The organism is Caballeronia hypogeia, assembly GCF_001544875.2.
Taxonomy (GTDB): Bacteria; Pseudomonadota; Gammaproteobacteria; order Burkholderiales; family Burkholderiaceae; genus Caballeronia; species Caballeronia hypogeia.
On record NZ_FCOA02000018.1, the window covers coordinates 93,056 to 113,985 of the forward strand.

General features: G+C 64.3%; 15 protein-coding genes. 12 read left to right on the forward strand and 3 right to left on the reverse strand.

Annotated elements, in window-relative coordinates; all coding sequences use genetic code 11:
* The first annotated feature begins 146 nt into the window (after positions 1 to 146).
* The 9 genes from AWB79_RS23955 to AWB79_RS23995 all read left to right on the forward strand — a co-directional run bounded on the left by AWB79_RS23955 (position 147) and on the right by AWB79_RS23995 (position 13,365).
* A complete protein-coding gene (locus tag AWB79_RS23955) occupies positions 147 to 1,751 on the forward strand; it encodes a sugar ABC transporter ATP-binding protein (RefSeq protein ID WP_061169969.1) in 1,605 nt (534 codons plus the stop codon).
* Positions 1,752 to 2,741 carry an ABC transporter permease gene (locus AWB79_RS23960; protein ID WP_061169917.1) on the forward strand — a complete coding sequence of 330 codons (990 nt, stop codon included), beginning with the start codon at positions 1,752 to 1,754 and terminating at the stop codon, positions 2,739 to 2,741.
* 234 nt (positions 2,742 to 2,975) lie between these two features.
* Entirely contained in the window at positions 2,976 to 4,013 is a 1,038-nt protein-coding gene (locus AWB79_RS23965) for a LacI family DNA-binding transcriptional regulator (protein ID WP_061169918.1), read from the forward strand.
* A 35-nt stretch (positions 4,014 to 4,048) separates the two neighbouring features.
* On the forward strand, positions 4,049 to 5,005 hold the full coding sequence (gene rbsK, locus AWB79_RS23970; RefSeq protein ID WP_061169919.1) for a ribokinase: 957 nt from the start codon (positions 4,049 to 4,051) through the stop codon (positions 5,003 to 5,005).
* Between the two features lie 225 nt (positions 5,006 to 5,230).
* On the forward strand, positions 5,231 to 6,961 hold the full coding sequence (locus AWB79_RS23975) for a methyl-accepting chemotaxis protein (protein ID WP_061169970.1): 1,731 nt from the start codon (positions 5,231 to 5,233) through the stop codon (positions 6,959 to 6,961).
* A gap of 145 nt (positions 6,962 to 7,106) precedes the next feature.
* Positions 7,107 to 7,868 carry a 2-keto-4-pentenoate hydratase gene (locus AWB79_RS23980; RefSeq protein WP_061169920.1) on the forward strand — a complete coding sequence of 254 codons (762 nt, stop codon included), beginning with the start codon at positions 7,107 to 7,109 and terminating at the stop codon, positions 7,866 to 7,868.
* A gap of 404 nt (positions 7,869 to 8,272) precedes the next feature.
* Positions 8,273 to 10,195 carry a PrkA family serine protein kinase gene (locus tag AWB79_RS23985; RefSeq protein WP_061169921.1) on the forward strand — a complete coding sequence of 641 codons (1,923 nt, stop codon included), beginning with the start codon at positions 8,273 to 8,275 and terminating at the stop codon, positions 10,193 to 10,195.
* A gap of 245 nt (positions 10,196 to 10,440) precedes the next feature.
* Positions 10,441 to 11,706, forward strand: a complete 1,266-nt coding sequence (locus tag AWB79_RS23990) for a YeaH/YhbH family protein (RefSeq protein WP_008349643.1) — start codon at positions 10,441 to 10,443, stop codon at positions 11,704 to 11,706.
* Between the two features lie 135 nt (positions 11,707 to 11,841).
* Positions 11,842 to 13,365: a SpoVR family protein gene (locus AWB79_RS23995; RefSeq protein WP_061169922.1), complete on the forward strand. Its 1,524-nt coding sequence runs from the start codon at positions 11,842 to 11,844 to the stop codon at positions 13,363 to 13,365.
* 48 nt (positions 13,366 to 13,413) lie between these two features.
* On the opposite strand, the gene AWB79_RS24000 is transcribed toward AWB79_RS23995, so the two are convergent.
* A complete protein-coding gene (locus tag AWB79_RS24000; RefSeq protein ID WP_061169923.1) occupies positions 13,414 to 14,475 on the reverse strand; it encodes an AI-2E family transporter in 1,062 nt (353 codons plus the stop codon).
* A gap of 288 nt (positions 14,476 to 14,763) precedes the next feature.
* Between AWB79_RS24000 and rarD the strand changes: the two genes are divergently transcribed.
* Positions 14,764 to 15,639, forward strand: coding sequence for an EamA family transporter RarD (rarD, locus tag AWB79_RS24005; protein ID WP_061169924.1), 876 nt, complete (start codon positions 14,764 to 14,766; stop codon positions 15,637 to 15,639).
* Positions 15,640 to 15,661: 22 nt separating this feature from the next.
* Here rarD and AWB79_RS24010 read toward each other — a convergent pair whose 3' ends face one another.
* Complete coding sequence (locus AWB79_RS24010; RefSeq protein ID WP_061169925.1) at positions 15,662 to 16,657, reverse strand: aldo/keto reductase; 996 nt, start codon at positions 16,655 to 16,657, stop codon at positions 15,662 to 15,664.
* Positions 16,658 to 16,711: 54 nt separating this feature from the next.
* Complete coding sequence (locus AWB79_RS24015) at positions 16,712 to 18,166, reverse strand: DHA2 family efflux MFS transporter permease subunit (RefSeq protein WP_374728562.1); 1,455 nt, start codon at positions 18,164 to 18,166, stop codon at positions 16,712 to 16,714.
* Between the two features lie 84 nt (positions 18,167 to 18,250).
* Here AWB79_RS24015 and AWB79_RS24020 point away from each other — a divergent pair, with 84 nt between their 5' ends.
* Together AWB79_RS24020 and AWB79_RS24025 are read left to right on the forward strand one after the other, a co-directional pair.
* Positions 18,251 to 19,111 carry a LysR family transcriptional regulator gene (locus AWB79_RS24020; protein ID WP_061169927.1) on the forward strand — a complete coding sequence of 287 codons (861 nt, stop codon included), beginning with the start codon at positions 18,251 to 18,253 and terminating at the stop codon, positions 19,109 to 19,111.
* A gap of 126 nt (positions 19,112 to 19,237) precedes the next feature.
* Entirely contained in the window at positions 19,238 to 20,896 is a 1,659-nt protein-coding gene (locus AWB79_RS24025) for a tannase/feruloyl esterase family alpha/beta hydrolase (protein WP_061169928.1), read from the forward strand.
* Positions 20,897 to 20,930 lie beyond the last annotated feature (34 nt).

Sequence of the window (20,930 nt, forward strand, 5' to 3'; positions counted from 1 at the left end):
GATAAGATGCGTACGAGCGCGGAAGGCAGACGGCGCGGACATTGCGCCGCCTTCGGAACAGCTTCCGCGAGCATCGGAAAGCGCGTATTTTCCGATGTCCCGCCGGACCACCCGCGAGGATGTACAGCGAAGCCTTGAAGCGCCCCATGACCGGATCGAACGATGCGAACGTGCTGACGGTGACGGGCATCGGCAAGACTTATGTCGAGCCGGTGCTGGCGGACGTGTCGCTGGACCTCGTTGCGGGCGAGGTGCTCGCGCTGACCGGCGAAAACGGCGCGGGCAAGAGCACGCTGTCGAAGATCATCGGCGGACTCACCGATCCGACCACCGGCTCGATGACGCTCGCGGGCCAGCCGTACGCCCCGAAAACGCGCTCGGACGCCGAGGGGCTGGGCGTGCGCATGGTCATGCAGGAGCTCAATCTGCTGCCGACCTTGTCGGTGGCGGAGAATCTGTTTCTGAACCGGCTGCCGCGACGCACGCTCGGCTGGATCGACCGCAAGCGGCTCGCGCAGGACGCGCGCCACGCGATGGCGCAGGTCGGGCTCGACGCGATCGACCCGGAGACGCTCGTCGGCAGTCTCGGCATCGGGCATCAGCAGATGGTGGAAATCGCGCGCAATCTGATCGGCGATTGCCGCGTGCTGATCCTCGACGAGCCGACCGCGATGCTCACCGCCCGCGAAGTCGACCTGCTGTTCGAGCAGGTCGAGCGGCTCAAGGCGCGCGGCGTCGCGCTGGTGTACATCTCGCACCGGCTCGAGGAATTGCGGCGCATCGCGGAGCGCGCGGCCGTGCTGCGCGACGGGCGTCTCGTGCATATCGGTCCGATGAATGAACTGACGAGCGAGCGTCTCGTCACGCTGATGGTGGGGCGCGAGATCGGCGAGCGCATCGATCTGGGCGAGCGGCGCATCGGCGGCGTCGCGCTGAAGGTGGAGGGCATGACGCGCGGGACCGTGGTGCGCGATGTGTCGTTCGAAGTGCGCGCGGGCGAGATCTTCGGCGTGAGCGGACTGATCGGCGCGGGCCGCACCGAGCTCATGCGGCTCATCTACGGCGCGGATCGCGCCGATGCGGGCACGGTTTGCGTCGCGCGCCACGGCGGAGCGCTGCGCCAGGTGAAGGTGCAGTCGCCGACCGACGCGGTGGAAGAAGGCATCGCGCTGATCACGGAGGACCGCAAGGGCGAAGGCCTGTTGCTCAGTCTGCCGATCGCCGCGAACGTTTCACTCGGCAACCTGGGGGCGGTCGCGCGTCACGGCGTGGTCGACACGCGCCGGGAAGCGGCGCTCGCGCAACGTCAGATCGAGGCGATGCGCATCCGCACGTCGGGGCCGGCGCAGGCCGTATCGGAACTATCGGGCGGCAATCAGCAGAAGGTCGTGATCGGGCGCTGGCTCGCGCGCGACTGCTCCGTGCTGCTGTTCGACGAGCCGACGCGCGGCATCGACGTCGGCGCGAAGTTCGACATCTACGGGCTGATGGGCGCACTCGCTCGCGAGGGGCGCGCGCTGGTCGTCGTGTCGAGCGATCTGCGCGAGCTGATGCTGATCTGCGACCGCATCGGCGTGATGTCGGCGGGGCGCATGACGGGCGTGTTCGAGCGCGCGAACTGGACGCAGGACGCGCTGCTCGCGGCGGCGTTCTCGGGATACGCGAAACGCGAGGCAATCATGCACGAGCCGATCGCGCCGGACGCGAAAGCGCCTGACACCGAGGCGCCCGAAGACAACGTGGAGCATTGAATGAGCGAAGCCAATCTGCCCGCCGATGCGCCGAAGAGCACGAAAGGCGTCGGCACGCGTCTGGGCATTTCGAATTACCTGGGTCTGGCGGGCGCGCTCGCCGCGATGATCGCGCTGTTTTCCGTGCTGAGTTCGCATTTCCTGACGTACGACACGTTCAGCACGATCGCGAACCAGATTCCGGATCTCGTCGTGATGTCGGTCGGCATGACCTTCGTGCTGATCATCGCGGGGATCGATCTGTCGGTGGGCTCGGTGCTGGCGCTGGGCGCTTCGGTGGTGAGCGTGGCCGCGCTCAAGTGGCACTGGCCGGCGTTTCCGGCCGCGCTGATCGGGCTCGCGGCCGCCGCGCTCACGGGCACGGTGACCGGACTCGTGACGGTGGCGTGGCGCATTCCGTCGTTCATCGTGTCGCTGGGCGTGCTGGAAGCGGCGCGCGGGCTTGCGTATCAGATGACCAATTCGCGCACCGCGTATATCGGCGACGCGTTCGATTTCCTGTCGAATCCGATCGCCTTCGGCATCTCGCCCGCGTTCCTGATCGCGGTCGTGGTGATGATAATTGCGCATCTGGTCTTGACCCGAACGGTTTTTGGCCGATATCTCGTAGGTATCGGCACGAACGAGGAAGCGGTGCGGCTCGCCGGGGTCAATCCGCGGCCGTACAAGGTAATCGTTTTCGCGCTGATGGGCGCCTTGTCCGGACTCGCCGCGCTGTTCCAGATCTCGCGTCTGGAAGCCGCCGATCCGAACGCGGGCGCCGGCGCGGAACTGCAGGTGATCGCGGCGGTGGTGATCGGCGGCACGAGTCTGATGGGCGGGCGAGGTTCGGTCATCAGCACGTTTTTCGGCGTGTTGATCATTTCCGTGCTGGCCGCGGGGCTGGCCCAGATCGGTGCGAACGAGCCCACCAAGCGCATCATTACGGGTGCGGTGATCGTGGTGGCGGTGGTGCTGGATACTTACCGAAGCAGGAGAAAGCGGGTTTGATCGAGGGACGGCGCTGGCCTGGCTCCGCACGGGGTGGAGTGGCGGCCGGCGACGGTGGTGAAGAGCACCGGCGGGAGCAAACGTGCGCGCGAGTGAAAGCGCACGCCCGACCGGCGCGACAGCAAGGAAGCAAGCAGGGCGCGGGGAAAGCAGCAAGGCGCAGTCATGCAGGTCGCGCCGCATGCCTTACGACCAATAAGAGCAGTAAGACCTAAGCAAAGCGAAGGACGATGTATGGCGACGATCAAAGACGTGGCAGCCATTGCCGGGGTGTCGTTCACGACGGTATCCCATGTAGTGAACAATTCACGGCCGGTGTCGGCCGACGTGCGGGCGAAAGTCGAGCGGGCGATCCGCGAACTCGACTATGTGCCGTCGGCGGTGGCGCGCTCGCTGAAGGCGCGCTCCACCGCGACGATCGGCCTGCTCGTGCCGAACGCGACGAATCCGTATTTCGCCGAGCTCGCGCGCGGTGTCGAAGACGGCTGCGCGAAGAACGGCTATTGCGTGTTCTTCTGCAACTCCGACGACGATCCCGCCAAGCAGCGCAACTATCTGCGCGTGTTGCAGGAGAAGCGCATCGACGGGCTGGTGATCGCATCGGCGGGTGAGGATTCGGTGCTCGCGCAGTGCCTCGCCGGCGCGCGCGAGCCGCTCGTGATCGTCGACCGCAATATCGAGGGGCTGCAATCCGATCTCGTGCAGATCGACCACGAAAAGGGTGCCTATCTCGCCACCCGGCATCTGCTGCAGCTCGGGCATGCGCAGATCGGCTGCATCACCGGGCCGGTGGCGACCGCCGTCTCCGCCATGCGCCTGCACGGCTTCATCCGCGCGATGGCCGAGCGCGGCATCGAGATCGCGCCGAACGCGATCGTGCAGAGCGACTTTTCCGCGACGGGCGGTTACGCCGCGGCCTCGCAATTGCTCGACACCATGCGGCCGACGGCGATCTTCGCGTGCAACGACATGATGGGCATCGGCGCGCTGCGTGCGGCGGCCGAGCGCCATATCCGCGTGCCCGAGGATTGCTCGATCATCGGCTTCGACGATGTCGAGCTGTCGCGCTACACGTATCCGGCGCTGTCGACGGTCGGGCAGTCGGTGCGCGCGCTGGGCGAAATGGCCGCGCAGACGCTGATCGACCGCATTACCGGTAAGCTGGAAGGCACGACGCGCCGCCGCGTGGTGGCGCCGCGTCTGGTGCGTCGCGAATCGACGGCGGTGGCGCCCGAGGCGCGCCTGGGCGCGGACGAAGCCGCGCAGGCGTAAAGGACGAAAGCGGTTTTTGGAAGGGAACGAACGAGATGGGCAATAGCGCCAAAGCTGACGCGGCCAACGGCGCCAGGATCGGCCGCGTGACCGTGATCGGCAGCCTCAACATGGACCTTGTCGCGCGCGCGCCGCGCCTGCCGCGGCCGGGCGAGACGCTCGCCGGCCACGCCTTCGCGCAGGTCCCGGGCGGCAAGGGCGGCAATCAGGCGGTCGCGGCGGCGCGTCTGGGCGCGAACGTTGCGATGATCGGCTGCGTCGGCGACGATTCGAACGGCGCGACGCTCAGAGGCAGTCTCGAGGCGGAAGGCATCGACTGCACGGCGCTCGCTACCAGCGCCAGCGCGCCGACGGGCGTGGCGCTGATCGTTGTCGACGACGCCAGTCAGAACGCGATCGTGATTGTCGCCGGCAGCAACGCGCAAGTGACGCCCGCGAACATCGCGGCGCACGAGGCGCTGCTCGCGCAGGCGGACGTGATCGTCTGCCAGCTCGAAACGCCGCTCGACACCGTGCGCTCGGCGCTCGCCGCTGGGCGGGTTCTCAAGCGCACGACCATCCTCAATCCCGCGCCGGCTGCGCGCAAGCTGCCGCCGGACTGGTTCCCGCTGATCGACTATCTGATTCCGAACGAGCTCGAAGCCGCGACGCTCTCGGGCGTGATGATCGAGACGCCCGACGACGCGCGCCGCGCCGCGCAGACACTCAAGGCGAAAGGCGCACGCAACGTGATCGTGACGCTCGGCTCGCAGGGCGTGCTCGCGCTGCTGGACGGCGCGGACGAGGCCGGCGTGCACTTTCCGTCGCCGAATGTCGAAGCCGTCGATACGACCGCGGCCGGGGACACCTTCGTCGGCGGCTTCGCGGCGGAGCTCGCGCGCGGCAGCGCCGTCACCGAGGCAATCACGTTCGGCCAGCGCGCGGCGGCGATCGCCGTGACGCGTGAAGGGGCGCAGCCATCCATTCCGCACCGCAGCGAAATTTCCGCATAAGTCTGCAATGTTCGCTGAAAAACGGCGCGCTTGATGCGCCGTTTTCTCTTCAGACGAAACGGATTCCTCAAGTCCTGTCTCTTTCGCGCCGTTTACGTCGATAACGGGTGCGCGCTGTCGCGCGTCCCGAGACGATGGAAAAGGGCGACGCGGATCGGCCGCGCGATCGTCAGCTGGCTCGATCGGCCGGAAGAGCCGCGCTCAAGCGGCATCAGGGACAACTCAATGAACAAGGCTTTGACGATCAAGGCGCGCCTGGGAATCTCGATGGCGTTTCTGGGTGCGCTGCTCATCGCGATCGGCGCGCTGGGGCTGGCTGGCATGAGTCACTCGAACGGTGCGTTCCTCAACACGTATTCCGTGCAGATGCCGGCGGCGATCGCGGTCGGCAACGCGGAGATGTACGCGGCGCGCGAGCGTCTCGTGTTCGACCGCGCCGCGCTGCTGGCCGGCACCGCCGAAGTGGCGGCCACCGTCGAGCGCTCGCGAATGATGCGCGAGCGCGCCGACGGCTACTGGAAGGAATACATGGCGCTCGCGCAGGCGCCCGAGGAAAGGCGTCTCGCGCAGGCGGCGCAGGAGAAGCGCCTCGCGCTGCAGGGCATCGTCGATCGCGGCATCGCGTCGATCCTCGCCAACGATCATGACGGCATCATCGAGAACGCGAAGGCGATGCAGGTCACCTACAACGAGCTGGCGCAAGCGAACGACGCGCTGCGCAAGTACCTCACGGAAGCATCGAAACAGAGCTACGACGCGACGCAGAGCAGCTTCGAATGGCTGCGCGGGCTCGGCATGGGCGCCATCGCGCTGGGCATTCTGGCGGCGTCGTTCGCGTGGTTCTCGCTGCGGCGCGCGATCGCGCGGCCGCTCGAAGACGCGCTCGGCCATTTCGAGGCGATCGCGGCAGGTGATCTGCGTCGCGAAGTCGTGGTCACGTCGCGCGACGAAATGGGTCAACTGCTCGCGGGACTTGCCAAAATGCGCGCCAGCCTGCTCGCGACGGTGCGCACCGTGCGCACCGGCTCCGAATCGATCGCCTCGGCCACGCAGCAGATCGCGGCGGGCAACACCGATCTTTCGTCGCGCACCGAGGAACAGGCCTCCGCGCTGCAGGAAACCGCATCGAGCATGGAAGAGCTGACCGGCACCGTGCGACAGAACGCCGACAACGCCCGCCAGGCGAGCGCGCTCGCGGCGAACGCCTCGGAGATCGCGGGCAAGGGAAGCGCGGTCGTCACGCAGGTCGTCGACACGATGCGCGAGATCAACGGCAGCTCGTCGAAGATCGCGGACATCATCTCGATCATCGAGGGCATTGCGTTCCAGACCAATATCCTCGCGCTCAACGCGGCGGTGGAAGCCGCGCGCGCCGGCGAGGAAGGGCGCGGCTTCGCGGTCGTCGCGGGCGAGGTGCGCAGCCTCGCGCAACGCTCGTCGGCGGCGGCCAAGGAAATCAAGGAGCTGATCGACACGTCGGTGGCGCGCGTGCAGACCGGTACGACGCTCGTCGACGAAGCCGGCCGGACGATGAACGAGATCATCGGCGCGGTGCAGCGCGTGACCGACATCATGGGCGAGATCGCGGCGGCATCGGAGGAGCAGTCGAGCGGCATCGAGCAGGTATCGCGCGCGGTCACTCAGATGGACGAAGTGACGCAGCAGAACGCCGCGCTGGTCGAGGAGGCGGCAGCCGCCGCGCAATCGCTCGAAGATCAGGCTGCGCGCCTGCGGCACGCGGTGGCCGTGTTCCAGATCAGCGACGGCGCGCAGGAGCAGGCGCCCGCGACTGCGGCCGCACGTTCGCCCGTCATTGCATCGCGTGCAACGGTTAACGTGCGCGTCGCGCAAAGACCGGTCGCCGCGACACCCGCCAGGCGCGCCGCGCCACCAGCCGCGCCAGCACCGAAACAAACTGCAACGGCCGACGCCGGCGGGGACTGGGAGACGTTCTGAGCATTGCATGCGGTGCGGTGACGCGGCGAACGCGCGGTCGCGCGCGCGAAACTTCACGCGCGCGACCAACGCCGAACCGGTAACCCGTACACTGATGGACACGTGCCTGAGTGTTCGCAGGCACAGTCCACACGAGGATACCGACATGACCGGATCGACACTCGCCGCGAAGCTCGCGGAGGCCCGCCGCCGGCATCAGCCGATCGAGCTGCTGGAACATGGCGACATTCCCGCCGACGCGCCCACCGCGTACGCCATTCAGCACGAGATGCTTAAAGAGTCGCAGGCGCGCATCGGCGCCTGGAAGATCGGAGCGCGCGCGCCGGACGCGCTCGCCACCGGCGCGCCCATCGACGCCGCGCTCGTGTATGCATCGCCCGCGCGGCTTCCTTTCAATGGCTTCTTCCGCGTACTGGTGGAGCTGGAAATCGCGTTCCGCTTCGCCTATGCGCTACCTGCGCGCATCGAACCTTACACGCGCGAGGAAGTGTTCGATGCGATAGGCGGTATCGCGGTCGCGCTCGAAGTGGTCGACAGCCGTTTCGCGCAATGGCCCAATCTCGATCCGCTCGCCCAGCTCGCGGATTCGCAGAACAACGGTGCGCTCGTCGTCTCGGGCATGGAGCCTTATGACGTGGTCGCGCCCGGCTTCGACTTTCTCGCGCCCCGCCTGGAATTCACGCTGGATGGCGAGTCGATCGCGCCGGCTGCGCTCGGCAATCCGGCGGGCGACCCGCGCGAGTTGCTGCCGTGGCTCGTTAACCATTGTTCGCGCATGGGTCTGACCGTGGAGCCGTTCTGGACCATCACGACCGGCTCTTACACGGGCGCATACCGCATCGAAGGGCCGGCGATGCTGCATGGTGCAATCGACCGCATCGGCGAACTCGAACTGGTGCTTGCATGACGAAAAGAGAAACGCCGCGCAGCGGGTACGGTTATTGATTTCGATATGCGCGCATCGATGCATTGCATTGCATGAATGTATGTATGTACGACTCGACTCTGAGTGCGCGAGCACGCAACCGACGCGGAGACACAGCGTTGGCGGAAGGGAGCAGTGGATTGGTGGCGATGAGCGCGGGGAAGCGCACAGGCAGGAAAGATATCGAGCAACACGATACCGATATCGGGAAGAGGATTGTAGGTCACCGAAAATAATTCGTGTAGCTAGAGCTTCCTCCCGATGTGGTTACACGTAGCAAGTGCGTGAAAAAAAATTCGAAAGGGTTTAGGATGATTTCAAGCGATGTCGTTTCGATTACGCGCGTTGCGCACGGCATAGCTTTCTGACTTCGGCGAGGAGGTAGCATGGATATCTACAGCAGTTTCGCGACCCGCTTCGAAAAAACCCGCGAGGAGGAATTCTCGCTCGAAGAGTACCTCGCGCTCTGCAAGGATGATCCTGCCACATATGCAACAGCGGGCGAACGCATGTTGACGGCCATCGGGGAACCGGAGATGGTCGACACTCGCCTCGACCCGCGTTTATCGCGTGTGTTTGCAAACAAGGTCATCAAGGTGTATCCCGCATTCCGTGAGTTCTACGGGATGGAAGAAGTAATCGAGAATGTCGTGTCGTACTTCCGGCACGCGGCACAGGGTCTGGAAGAGAAGAAGCAGATCCTGTATCTGCTGGGTCCGGTGGGCGGCGGGAAGTCGTCAATCGCCGAACGACTGAAGCAGCTCATGGAGCGTGTGCCGTTCTATTCGCTCAAGGGCTCGCCCGTCAACGAATCGCCACTCGGTCTCTTCGATTACGACGAAGACGGTCCGGTGCTGGAAGAGCAGTACGGCATTCCGCGCCGCTATCTGAAGAGCATTCTTTCGCCGTGGGCTGTGAAGCGCCTGCACGAATACAACGGCGACATCCGCAAGTTCCGCGTGGTGCGCCGCTATCCTTCCATCCTGCGTCAGATCGGCATCGCGAAGACCGAGCCGGGCGACGAGAACAACCAGGACATCTCGTCGCTCGTCGGCAAGGTGGATATCCGCAAGCTCGAAACCTATTCGCAGGACGACGCGGACGCGTACAGCTATTCCGGCGGCCTGTGCCTCGCCAATCAGGGCTTGCTGGAATTCGTCGAAATGTTCAAGGCGCCGATCAAGGTGCTGCACCCGTTGTTGACCGCCACCCAGGAAGGCAACTTCAAGGGCACGGAAGGCTTCGGTGCGATTCCGTTCGACGGCGTCATCCTCGCGCACTCGAACGAGTCTGAGTGGAAGGCGTTCCGCAACAACAAGAACAACGAAGCACTGCTCGACCGCATCTTCGTTGTGAAGGTGCCGTACTGCCTGCGTTACGGCGAAGAGATCAAGATCTACGAGAAGCTCCTGCGCAATTCGTCCCTCGCCGAGGCGGTCTGCGCACCGGGCACGCTCAAGATGATGGCGCAGATGGCCGTGCTCACACGTCTGCATGAACCGGAGAACTCGAGCCTGTTCTCGAAGATGCAGGTGTACGACGGCGAGAACCTGAAGGACACGGACCCGAAGGCGAAGTCCTATCAGGAGTATCGCGATTACGCGGGCGTCGATGAAGGCATGACCGGCGTCTCCACGCGCTTTGCGTTCAAGATCCTGTCGCGCGTCTTCAACTTCGATTCGAGCGAGGTCGCAGCCAATCCGGTGCATCTAATGTATGTGCTCGAACAGCAGATCGAGCGCGAGCAGTTCCCGCCGGAGACGGAGCAGAAGTATCTTTCGTTCATCAAGGACGTTCTGGCCTCGCGCTACGCCGAATTCATCGGCAAGGAAATTCAGACTGCTTATCTGGAGTCGTATTCGGAGTATGGACAAAACATCTTCGACCGCTATGTGACGTATGCGGACTTCTGGATTCAGGACCAGGAATTCCGCGATCACGACACCGGCGAGAGCTTCGACCGCGCGGCCCTGAACGCCGAACTGGAGAAGATCGAGAAGCCCGCGGGCATCAGCAACCCGAAGGACTTCCGCAACGAGATAGTGAACTTCGTGTTGCGCGCTCGTGCGGCCAACGGCGGCAAGAACCCGGCGTGGATCAGCTACGAGAAGCTGCGCGTGGTGATCGAGAAGAAGATGTTCTCCAACACCGAAGAACTTCTGCCGGTGATTTCGTTCAATGCGAAAGGCTCGGCCGAAGAGCAGCGCAAGCACGAGGACTTCGTCAATCGCATGGTCGCGAAGGGCTATACGCCGAAGCAGGTGCGTCTCCTGTGCGACTGGTATCTGCGCGTGCGCAAGTCGTCGTGACGTAATGTGTGAAGGGTTCGCGCCCGGCCTGATTGCGGGCGTGAATCCGATGACCGGGAACGGCGCTTCGACTCGTTGCGCTTCGTTCCGGTCCCGCGCAGCGCGGGAGTTATGATGTCCGTGGTCGTGCGGGCGTGCGGATTGCGTCCGGCGGCACGAGGACAGTTTGCGAGACAGAGACGCTGCGACAGAACCTTGGCTCACGCAGCGCCTCGCCATCTCGCCAATAACGCGGGAGACTGGATGTGCTGCACCAAATCATCGACCGCAGGTTAGCCGGCAAGAACAAGAGCATCGCGAACCGCGAACGCTTCCTGCGACGCGTCAAGAGTTACATTCGCCGCGCGGTTTCCGACGCGGTGCGCGATCGCAGCATCAAGGATATCCAAAGCACCCAGAGCATCACCATCCCGAAGAAGGACATTTCGGAGCCCTCGTTCCGTCACGGGCCGGGCGGCAAGCGCGAGTACGTCCATCCGGGCAATGCCGATTACATACGCGGCGACAAGATTCCGCGTCCGCCGGGCGGCGCGGGCGGCGGCGGCAAGAGCGCCAGCAACGAGGGCGAAGGGCAGGACGATTTCGTCTTCGAGCTTTCGCGCGAAGAATTCATGCAGTACTTCTTCGACGATCTCGAACTGCCGCGCCTCGTCAAGACGCAACTGCTCGCCGTGCCGACCTGGAAGAACGTGCGGGCGGGCTGGGCGGCGGAAGGCACGCCGAACAACATCGACGTGGTGAGATCGTTGCGCTCCGCGCTCGGGCGCCGGATTGCGCTGGGCTGGCCGCTCGCCTCACAGTTGCGCGAGATGGAGCGGCAACTCGAGCAGTTGAAGGAGGAGAACGGCGACCCTGAAGACATCGCGCGGCTCGAGGCGGATATCGTCATCATGCAGGGCCGGATCACACGCATTCCGTTCATCGATCCGTTCGACTTGCGCTACATCAATCGCGTGAAGCAGCCCACGCCGTCGAGCAAGGCGGTGATGTTCTGTCTGATGGACGTCTCCGGTTCGATGGACGAGCAGCGCAAGGATCTGTCGAAGCGCTTCTTCATCCTCCTGTATCTGTTCCTGCAGCGGAACTACGAGAAGATCGAAGTCGTGTTCATCCGTCACCACACGCGCGCCGAGGAAGTGGACGAAGACACCTTCTTCCATTCGACCGAAAGCGGCGGCACGGTGGTGTCGAGCGCGCTCGAACTGATGAAGAAGATCATGGACGAGCGTTACTCGCCGACTGAATGGAACATTTACGGCGCGCAGGCATCGGACGGCGATAACTGGACCGACGATTCCCCGAAGTGCCGCAAGCTGCTGGCGGAGGACATCCTGCCGAAGGTACGGTATTTTGCCTATATTCAAGTTGCACCGGAGGAGCAGAATCTCTGGTTGGAGTATGCTCAGCTTGCGATGGGCGCGCCCGAGCTGGCCATGAAGAAAGTCGATTCGGCTGCGGATATCTACCCGGTTTTCCGCGAACTGTTCGAGAAGCAGCAGGCAGCCGCATGACGACGAGGCATTTGCACAACGAGACGCGGGCGCAATAGCTGGAAGGCACGGACGATCGTGTTACTTCCGCTGCGGCCTGAAGCCGGGCAACGCAATGCGTCCGCGAAAATGCAGTAGGCGCACGAGGAAGTCAGAATGAATGTTGCAGAGAAGCGGCGGCCGCTGCCGTGCCCGTCGGACTGGAGCGTCGAGCTGATCGAAGAGTACGACGCCGAGATTTCGCGCGTCGCCGACCGTTACGGGCTCGACACCTATCCCATTCAACTCGAAATCATCAGCTCCGAGCAGATGATGGACGCTTATGCTTCCGTCGGCATGCCGGTGAACTACCGGCACTGGTCGTTCGGCAAGCACTTTCTCTCGACGGAGAAAGGTTATCGGCGCGGCCAGATGGGTCTCGCCTACGAAATCGTCATCAATTCGAATCCCTGCATCGCGTATCTCATGGAAGAGAACACCATGACGATGCAGGCGCTCGTGATCGCGCACGCCGCTTACGGGCACAACTCGTTCTTCAAGGGCAATTACCTCTTCAAGCTCTGGACGGACGCGCATGCGATCATCGACTATCTCGTGTACGCGAAGAATTACATCGCGGAATGCGAGGAGCGATACGGACTGGATCGCGTCGAGGAACTGCTCGATTCGTGCCATGCGCTGATGAATTACGGCGTGGATCGCTACAAGCGTCCGCAGAAGCTGTCGCTCGCGAAAGAAGCCGCGATGCGCCGCGAGCGCGAGGCGTATCTGCAGTCGCAGGTGAATGAGTTGTGGCGCACCTTGCCGAAGGGAAAGGAGCATTCGCAGGAAGAAATCGAAAGCCGTTATCCGCCGGAGCCGCAGGAAAATCTGCTGTATTTCGCGGAAAAGAACGCGCCGCTGCTGGAGCCGTGGGAGCGCGAAGTCATTCGCATCGTGCGCAAGATCGGCCAGTATTTCTATCCGCAGCGGCAGACGCAGGTCATGAACGAAGGCTGGGCGACGTTCTGGCACTACACGCTGCTCAACACGCTCTACAACGAAGGCCGTCTGGAAGATGGCTTCATGATGGAGTTCCTGCACTCGCATTCGAACGTCGTGTATCAGCCGCCGGTGACGAAGCCGTATTACAGCGGCATCAATCCGTACGCGCTGGGCTTCTCGATGATGAGCGACATTCGCCGCATCTGCGAAAGCCCGACTGAAGAAGATCGCGAGTGGTTCCCGGATCTGGCGGGCAGCGACTGGCTGGAGTCCCTGCATTACGCGATGCGCAATTTCAAGGACGAGAGCTTCATTGCGCAGTACCTGTCGCCGCATCTGATCCGGGAAATGCGCCTGTTCTCGATTCTCGATGACGACATGCGCGACGCGCTCGAGGTGTCCGCCATCCATGACGGCAGCGGCTATCGCTATGTGCGGCAGGCGCTCTCGCGACAGTACGACATTCATCATCGCGAGCCGAACATTCAGGTGTATTCGGTGAATACGCGTGGCGACCGGAGTCTGACGCTGCGCCACTTCATGACCGATAATCGTCATCTCGCGAACGACAGCGACGAAGTGCTCAAGCACATGGCGCGCTTGTGGCAATTCGACGTGTATCTGGAAAGCGTCGACGAGAACGGGACGGTGAGAAAGCGCTTCGAGTGCAGATATACGGCGCCGAACTCGCGGTAAGCGTGGACCAGGCTCCGGACGAAAACCGGCTCGAAAGAGCCGGTTTTTTCATCTGCGCGTATTGGCCTGCTCGTCCTGCGAAAACAAGTCCCAGCTCGCCATGAACAACGCCGCGACCAGCGGCCCGATCACGAACCCGTTGATTCCGAACAGCGCCATGCCGCCGAGCGTGGAAACGAGCACGACCCAGTCCGGCATCTTCGTGTCCTTGCCGACGAGAATCGGCCGCAGCACGTTATCGACCAAGCCGATCACCACCACGCAGAACCCCACCAGAATCAGCCCCTTGACGATCGCGCCTGTCATGAAGAAGTAGAGCGCCGCGGGCACCCAGATGATCGCCGCGCCGACCGCCGGCAACAGCGACAAAAAGGCCATCAGCACGCCCCACAGCAGCGAACCGCCGATGCCCAGAATCCAGAAGATCAGCCCGCCGAGGAACCCTTGCACCGCCGCGACCGCGATATTCCCCTTGACGGTCGCGCGCACCACCGTGGTGAACTTCGCGATCAGATGCTGCTTCGGCTCGGGATCGAGCGGAATCGCGCGGCGAATGCGCCGGCCGATCTCGCCGCCATCGCGTAGCAGGAAGAACACGAGGTAGAGCATCACGCCGAAACTCACGACGAACTGGAACGTGTTCTGCCCGATGGCTAGCGCCTGCGCCGCCGCGAACTGGCTGATCTGTGCCGCGCCTTCCATCAGCTTGCGCTGGACGCCCGCGATGTCGTCGAGGCCGTAGCGTCCGAGCAGTTGCTGCGCGGAGACGGGCAGAGCATGCAGCACGTGCTGGAAGTAGGTCCCGAAGTTCAGCTCGCCGCTCTTGATGCGCGCATAGACGAGCGCGATTTCCTGCACCAGCGTCACCGCGACGACAGCGAGCGGGATGATCACGATGAGAATCGCGGCGGCCAGCGTCGTCAGCGCGGCGAGATTGCGGCGCTTGCCGAAGCGCGCGGCGAGATAGCGCTGCATCGGCTGGAACAGGATGGCGAGAATCGCGCCCCAGAAGATCGCACCGAAGAACGGGAGCAGCACCCAGCCGAGCGCGAGCGTCACGACGAACAGCAGGATGTGGAAGAAATTCTGGTGAACGTTGTGGTTATTCATTGGTGAACGAATGGACAGGCGAAAGGGCAGACAGTAGCAATCTCGAGGCCCGGGCCACGATAGCACGGCCTTTTGAATGGCTGTCGCGCCCGGATTCCGTAGAGGGTTCGAGCGCCAATTCGTCGAAGGGTTCGCGCGAACGTTGGATTGCCGCTGGAGCGCAACCCCGTGCGTCGACTAAAATCCGGCTTCCAATCCTTGCGGATCGCTTCCGGCCCGAACGGCCGGGCACGCCCCGGGAACGATCCGATCGTTCGTGCGCGGCGCTTCCGCCCAACGCATCGAACAATGAATCCAGGCGTCGTCTACGCATTCGCGGCCTTTGCCATCTGGGGCCTTTTTCCAATCTATTTCAAGGCCTTGCATTCGATCGGCGCGGTCGAGATGCTGGCGCATCGCATGGCCTGGTCGATGCTGTTCCTGCTGATCGTCATGACCGCGCGCCGTCAGTGGCGCTGGCTCGGGCCCGTGCTGCGCGACAAACGCCTGCTCGCGCGCTTCGCGGCGAGCGCCGTGCTGCTCTCGGCCAACTGGGGCATTTATATCTGGGCGGTGAACGCCGGGCGCATTGTCGAGGCGAGTCTCGGCTACTTCATCAATCCGCTCGTGAACGTGCTGTTCGGCATGGCGTTCCTGCACGAACGCCTGCGGCCCGTGCAATGGATCGCGGTGACGATCGCCGCGGCGGGCGTCGTGTGGCTCACGTGGGTGAACGGCGCGCCGCCGTGGATCAGCCTGGCGCTCGCGCTGACCTTCGGCGGCTACGGCCTGCTGCGCAAGACGGCGTCGCTCGGCGCGCTCGAAGGGCTCACGCTCGAGACCATGCTGCTGTGCCCCGTCGCGCTGCTTTATCTGTTTTTCATGAACGCGCATGGCGAGAGCGGCTTCCTGCATGCGTCGCTGGGCGTCAAGCTGCTGCTCGCGGCGGCCGGCCCGATCACCGCCGTTCCGCTCCTGCTGTTCGCGGCGGGCGCGCGCCGCATTCCGCTGTCGATGCTCGGGCTGATCCAGTACATCACGCCGTCGCTGCAATTGCTGATCGGCGTCGTGATCTATCACGAATTTTTCGGCCACGATCAGCTGATCGGCTATGGCGCGATCTGGGCCGCTCTCGCGCTCTATTCGCTCGAAGGCTTTTACAAGGCGCGCGCGGCCCGCGTCTGAACGCCGGCCTGGAACGCCGGGATCAGCGCAACGCGTCGCCGAAGCGATATTCCGTGGTCGCTTCGTCGAGCTTCGTCTTGACTTCCGGATCGATAGGCTGATCGACCGCCGCGAGCGTCTCGTTCAGCTGATCGGGCCGGCTCGCTCCGATGATCGCCGACGTCACCGCCGGATTCGCCAGCACCCACGCGAGCGCCGTGCTCGCGAGCGACCGTCCGGTGGGCGCGACGATCTTGTTGATCGCCTCGATGGTGTGAAACTCGCGCTCGTGCCAGTAGCGCTGCGTGTACATCGCGCCCGCCTTGCCGACCGAGCCGGTGAAGCGGCCTTCGGCCGGCGCCGCATCGTAGCTGTGCTTGCCGGTGAGCAATCCGCCCGCGAGCGGATTGTACGGAATCACGGCCAGACCTTCCTCGGTCGCGAGCGGCAACAATTCGCGCTCGATCTGGCGAAACAGCAAGTTGTAGCGCGGCTGCAGCGACACGAAGCGCGCCGTTCGCAACACGTCCGAGCGCCCGAGCGCGCGCGCCAGCCGGTAAGCCAGAAAATTCGACACGCCGATATAACGCGCCTTGCCTTGCCGCACGATGATGTCGAGCGCTTCGAGCATTTCGTCGAGCGGAGTGTCGCGGTCGTCGTTGTGAAGCTGGTACAGATCGACGTAATCGGTGTCCAGCCGCTTGAGCGACGCGTCGATGGCATCGAGCAGATGCTTGCGCGACGTGCCCTTGTGCCACGCGTGCGGCCCCATCTCGTGGGCGGCCTTGGTCGCGAGAATGAAGTCGTCGCGCCGACCCTTCAGCCAGCGTCCGACGATCTCTTCCGTGCGGCCCGCGACATCGTGGGTGGCGCCGAGCGGATAGACATTCGCCGTATCGATGAAATTGACGCCCGCGTCCGCCGCGTGGTCCATGATGCTGCGCGACACGTCTTCTTCGGTCTGCAGGCCGAAGGTCATCGTGCCGAGCGTGAGTCGCGAAACGGTGAGACCGGTATTGCCGAATTTGCGGTATTGCACGGTTGCGCTCCAGATGAAAACGGTTCGATGGGACGGACAGGATAGCCGTAACGCCTAGGACGTGCCCGCGCGGGCAGGCGCCGCGCCGCGCGGCGCGTCGTCGAGGCGGCGGAACACGACGCCCGACAGCAGCGTCACCACGCCCATGCAGACGAAGCTCAGCCTGAAGCCCGTCGAGGTCGAAAACGGTCCCTGGAACAGTTGCACGAGCGAGCCGCCGATCGACACGCCCAGGCCGATCGCGAGCATCTGCACCATCGAGAAGAGGCTGTTGCCGCTGCCCGCGTCCTTGCTCGACAGCCCTTTGAGCGTGACGCTGTTCATCGCGGCGAACTGCATCGAGTTGGATGCGCCGAACACGGCCAGAATCGCGATTTCCACGGCGAGCGGCAACGACGGCGAGAACAGCGCGAACGCGACGATCGACGCGCCGACCAGCGCCGTGTTCACGAGCAGGAAAGTGTCGTAGCCGTAGCGCTTCACGAGGCCCGCGATCCAGCGCTTGCTGATAGTGCCGGCAATCGCGATGGGCAGCATCATCAGGCCCGAATGTAGCGGGCTGTAGCCGAGTTCGAGCTGCATCAAGAGCGGCAGCAGGAACGGCACCGCGCTCGAGCCGACGCGGCACAGCAGATTGCCGACGAGCCCGACGCTGAAATTCGGCTCGCGAAACAGCGCGAGCTGGAACAGCGGATTCTTCTTGCGGCGCGCATAGGGGACATAGGCGAACGCCGACGCCGCCGCGAGCGCGAACAGCGCCGCCGACACCGCGCCGCGATGCGTCTCCACCGGGCAATCGAGCGCGAGGGAGAACGAGACCATGCACATCGAGAGCAAGCCGCAGCCGACGAAATCGAACGGCGGCGCGTCGTGGACCGTGTCGTTCGGCAGGAAGCGCTGCACCGCATAGAGGCCGACCGCGCCGATCGGCACGTTGATCAGGAAAATCCAGTGCCACGAGAACGACTCGACGAACCAGCCGCCGAGCGTCGGGCCGAGAATCGGGCCGACCTGGCCGGCGACCGAGATCATCGCAAGCGCGGAGACGTAGGCCTCTCCCGACACGGCGCGCAGAATGGCGAGGCGGCCGATCGGCAGCAGCATCGAGCCGCCCACGCCCTGCAGCACGCGCGCAAGCACGAGCTGATTGAGCGTGTGCGCGTTCGCGCAGGCGAGCGAGCCGATCACGAACAGCGAAATCGACACCGTATAGACGCGGCGCGTGCCGAAGCGGTCGGCGAGCCAGCCGGAGGCCGGCGTGAGCAGCGCCATCGTGAGCGTGTAGGCGACGACGATCGACTGCATCGCGAGCGGCACTGCGTTCAGACTGCGAGCGATGGAAGGCAGCGCCGTGTTGACGATCGTCGTGTCGAGCGCCTGCATGAAAAAGCCCACGGCGACGATCCATAGAAGCGCCGTGTGCGAGGACTGTCTGGTCATGTGAGGAGAGATCTGACGGGGGTGGCGCGCACGGTCGAAAGGCGGTTGAAACCGGTTTCCCGCGCGCATTGTGAAATCTTAGTGACTCATGGCGTGATCGGGAAGACCGCTAACCACATTGACTGTCATCGGCATTGCCGATCACAATGACGCATGCTCAATCCAGTCTGGCTGAACACTTTCGCGACCGTGGCCGCGTCGCACAGCTTCACCGACGCGGGCCGGCAGCTCGGGCTCAGGCAGTCGAGCGTCTCCGAGCATATTCGTCGACTGGAGGAGAGCGTCGGGCGGCGTCTGTTCGTGCGCGACACACATTCGCTCGCGCTCACCGCCGACGGCGAAGCCATGCTCGTGCACGCGCGCGTGATTCTGGAAGCGATGGCCCACGCGCAGTCGCAGTTCAGCTCGCCGCGCCTGCGCGGCCGCGTGCGGCTGGGTTCATCGGACGATCTGGCGCTCGGGCCGCTGCCGAGCGTGCTCGCGGCGTTCCGCGACACCCATCCCGATGTCGAACTGGAGATCACCATCGGCATGACGGGGCGGCTGTATCAAATGGTCGATGCGGGCGAACTCGATCTCGCCGTCGGCAAGCGGCGTCTGGGCGACGCCCGCGGCATGCGGCTGTTTTCCGGGCGGCTGGAATGGCTCGCCAAGCCCGGCACCGTGGTCGACACGAGCGCACCGCTGCCGCTCATTCTCGTCGCCGAGCCGAGCGTCACGCGCGGAGTCGTGCTCGATTCGCTCGCCATGACCGGCGCGAGCTGGCAAATGGTCTGCACGAGCAGCAGCCACGCCGGCTGCATCGCGGCGGCGCGAGGCGGGCTCGGGCTCACGGTCCGCTCGCACTTCCTGGCGGCGCGCGGTCTCGCGCCCCCGGTGAACCGGGCGGATCTGCCGGTGTTGCCCGAAGTGGAATTCATCGCGTTCGGCGCGAAACATCTGAGCCGTCCGGCCGAAACCTTGCTACAGCTTTTGCGGAACAGCGATCTGCGCGGCGAATGGGACGGAGAATAACGACCGATGCGGGCACGAGGGCAGGGCATCCGGTTGTTTCGCCGCAACGGCCAGTCGTCATCCGATGGCGATCGGCAATCTGTTCTTATATATTGTGCGGCGTTTGAAGTACCCACTCCCAAAGACGTGTTTCGCCGCTTCCGCCTCCTTTCCTCCGATCTGTTCCGCGTCCGGGCTTTCGTCGCGGCGCTGCTGCTCGCCGCATGCGCGCACGCGCAGGCCGCCGCCTACGTCACCAAGCACTGCGACGATCTCGAAGGCAAGACCGTGCCCGCGTCGATCATCGGACTGCCGACGCGCGGCGCGACCATCGTCTCCGCATCGGTCGTGAAGGCGACCGCGTCCGGCAACCGCAACGGCGAGTATTGCCGCATCACCGGCTTCATCAAGGCGCTGCAGGACACGACGCCCGATATCCGCTTCGAAGTGAACCTGCCGAGCCGCTGGAACGGCCGGGCGCTGCAGATGGGCGGCGGCGGCTACAACGGCACGATCGTGTCCGGCACCGACCCGATGCCCTTCGCGCCCGATTCGACGCCGCTCGCGCGTGGCTACGCGACCTTCGGCTCGGATTCGGGCCACGTCGGCAATTCGGGGCGCGCGGACTTCGCGATCAACGACGAAGCCATTGTCAATTTTGGTTTCGGGCATTTGAAAAAGACCCGCGACGTCGCGCTCGCGCTCATCCAGATGGGCTACGGACGCGCGCCCGAGAAAACCTACTTCGCGGGCGGCTCGACGGGCGGGCGCGAAGGCTTCACGGTGATCGAGCGCTTTCCGAACGACTACGACGGCGTGATCGCCAACGCGCCCGCGATCAACTTCTCCGGCGTGCGGCTGATGGGCGTGCAGGTCGGGCAGGCGTCGTATGCGAAACCGGGCGGCTTCGTCGGGCTCGCGCAGCAGCGCCGCGTGTTCGAGACCGTCATGCGCGAATGCGACCGGCTGGACGGTGCGGCCGATGGCATCGTCGGCAATGTGGAGGCGTGCCGGAAGCTGGAGCCGCAGATCATCGCGTCGCTGCGCTGCGCATACGGGCAGCGGCCTTCGCTGCGCGACAGCTGCCTGTCCGATGCGCAGATCGACACGCTGCAGACCTTGCGCGACGGCGTCAAGCTGCCATACGCGCTCGCCTATGGCGTGGACGCCTATCCGGGCTACAACGTGTTCCAGGGCGTCGACTTTTCCGGCACGCTGGGCCTCGGCGATTCGCCCGTGCCGCTCAATCCGCCGACCTTCGCCGCGAACGGCTATCTGTTCGCGCAGGGCGACGCGTACGTCCGTCACTTCGTCACACGCGATCTGGGCTACAACGCGCTTTCCTTCGATCTCAACGATCCGGGCCGCTACAGGCAGCGCCTGATTTCGCTCTCATACACCGTCGGCGCGATGAACCCGGATTTCTCCGCATTCATCGCGCACGGCGGCAAGCTCATCGCGATGCACGGCTTGGCCGACGAAGTCATCAGCCCGAACCAGACGATCGCGTTCTTCCAGGGACTCATCGACCGATACGGACGCGACACCGTCGATTCGTTCATGCGGCTCTACATGGTGCCGGGCTTCCAGCACGGCAACGGCGTGTTCATTCCCGCGTGGGACGAACTCGGCGCGCTCGACGAGTGGGTGAGCAAGGGCGTCGCGCCCGAGACGCTCGTCGGCAGCGACATCGCGCCGGCCACCAACGGACGCACGCGGCCGATATGCCGTTATCCGAACTATCCGCGCTATGTCGGAAAAGGCAACATCAATGTCGCGGCGAATTTTCGTTGCGCTGAGCCCTGAGCCCTGAGCCCTGAGCCCTGAGCCCTCTGTGGCC

Bases quoted from the DNA above. Each gene is read 5' to 3' on its own strand.
- AWB79_RS23995 (WP_061169922.1), top strand. From the start codon at position 11,842: ATGAATGTTGCAGAGAAGCGGCGGCCGCTGCCGTGCCCGTCGGACTGG.
- AWB79_RS24015 (WP_374728562.1), bottom strand. From the start codon at position 18,166: ATGCGCGCGGGAAACCGGTTTCAACCGCCTTTCGACCGTGCGCGCCAC.
- AWB79_RS23965 (WP_061169918.1), top strand. From the start codon at position 2,976: ATGGCGACGATCAAAGACGTGGCAGCCATTGCCGGGGTGTCGTTCACG.
- AWB79_RS24020 (WP_061169927.1), top strand. From the start codon at position 18,251: ATGCTCAATCCAGTCTGGCTGAACACTTTCGCGACCGTGGCCGCGTCG.
- AWB79_RS23975 (WP_061169970.1), top strand. From the start codon at position 5,231: ATGAACAAGGCTTTGACGATCAAGGCGCGCCTGGGAATCTCGATGGCG.
- rarD (WP_061169924.1), top strand. From the start codon at position 14,764: ATGAATCCAGGCGTCGTCTACGCATTCGCGGCCTTTGCCATCTGGGGC.
- AWB79_RS23955 (WP_061169969.1), top strand. From the start codon at position 147: ATGACCGGATCGAACGATGCGAACGTGCTGACGGTGACGGGCATCGGC.
- AWB79_RS23960 (WP_061169917.1), top strand. From the start codon at position 1,752: ATGAGCGAAGCCAATCTGCCCGCCGATGCGCCGAAGAGCACGAAAGGC.
- AWB79_RS23985 (WP_061169921.1), top strand. From the start codon at position 8,273: ATGGATATCTACAGCAGTTTCGCGACCCGCTTCGAAAAAACCCGCGAG.
- rbsK (WP_061169919.1), top strand. From the start codon at position 4,049: ATGGGCAATAGCGCCAAAGCTGACGCGGCCAACGGCGCCAGGATCGGC.
- AWB79_RS23980 (WP_061169920.1), top strand. From the start codon at position 7,107: ATGACCGGATCGACACTCGCCGCGAAGCTCGCGGAGGCCCGCCGCCGG.
- AWB79_RS24000 (WP_061169923.1), bottom strand. From the start codon at position 14,475: ATGAATAACCACAACGTTCACCAGAATTTCTTCCACATCCTGCTGTTC.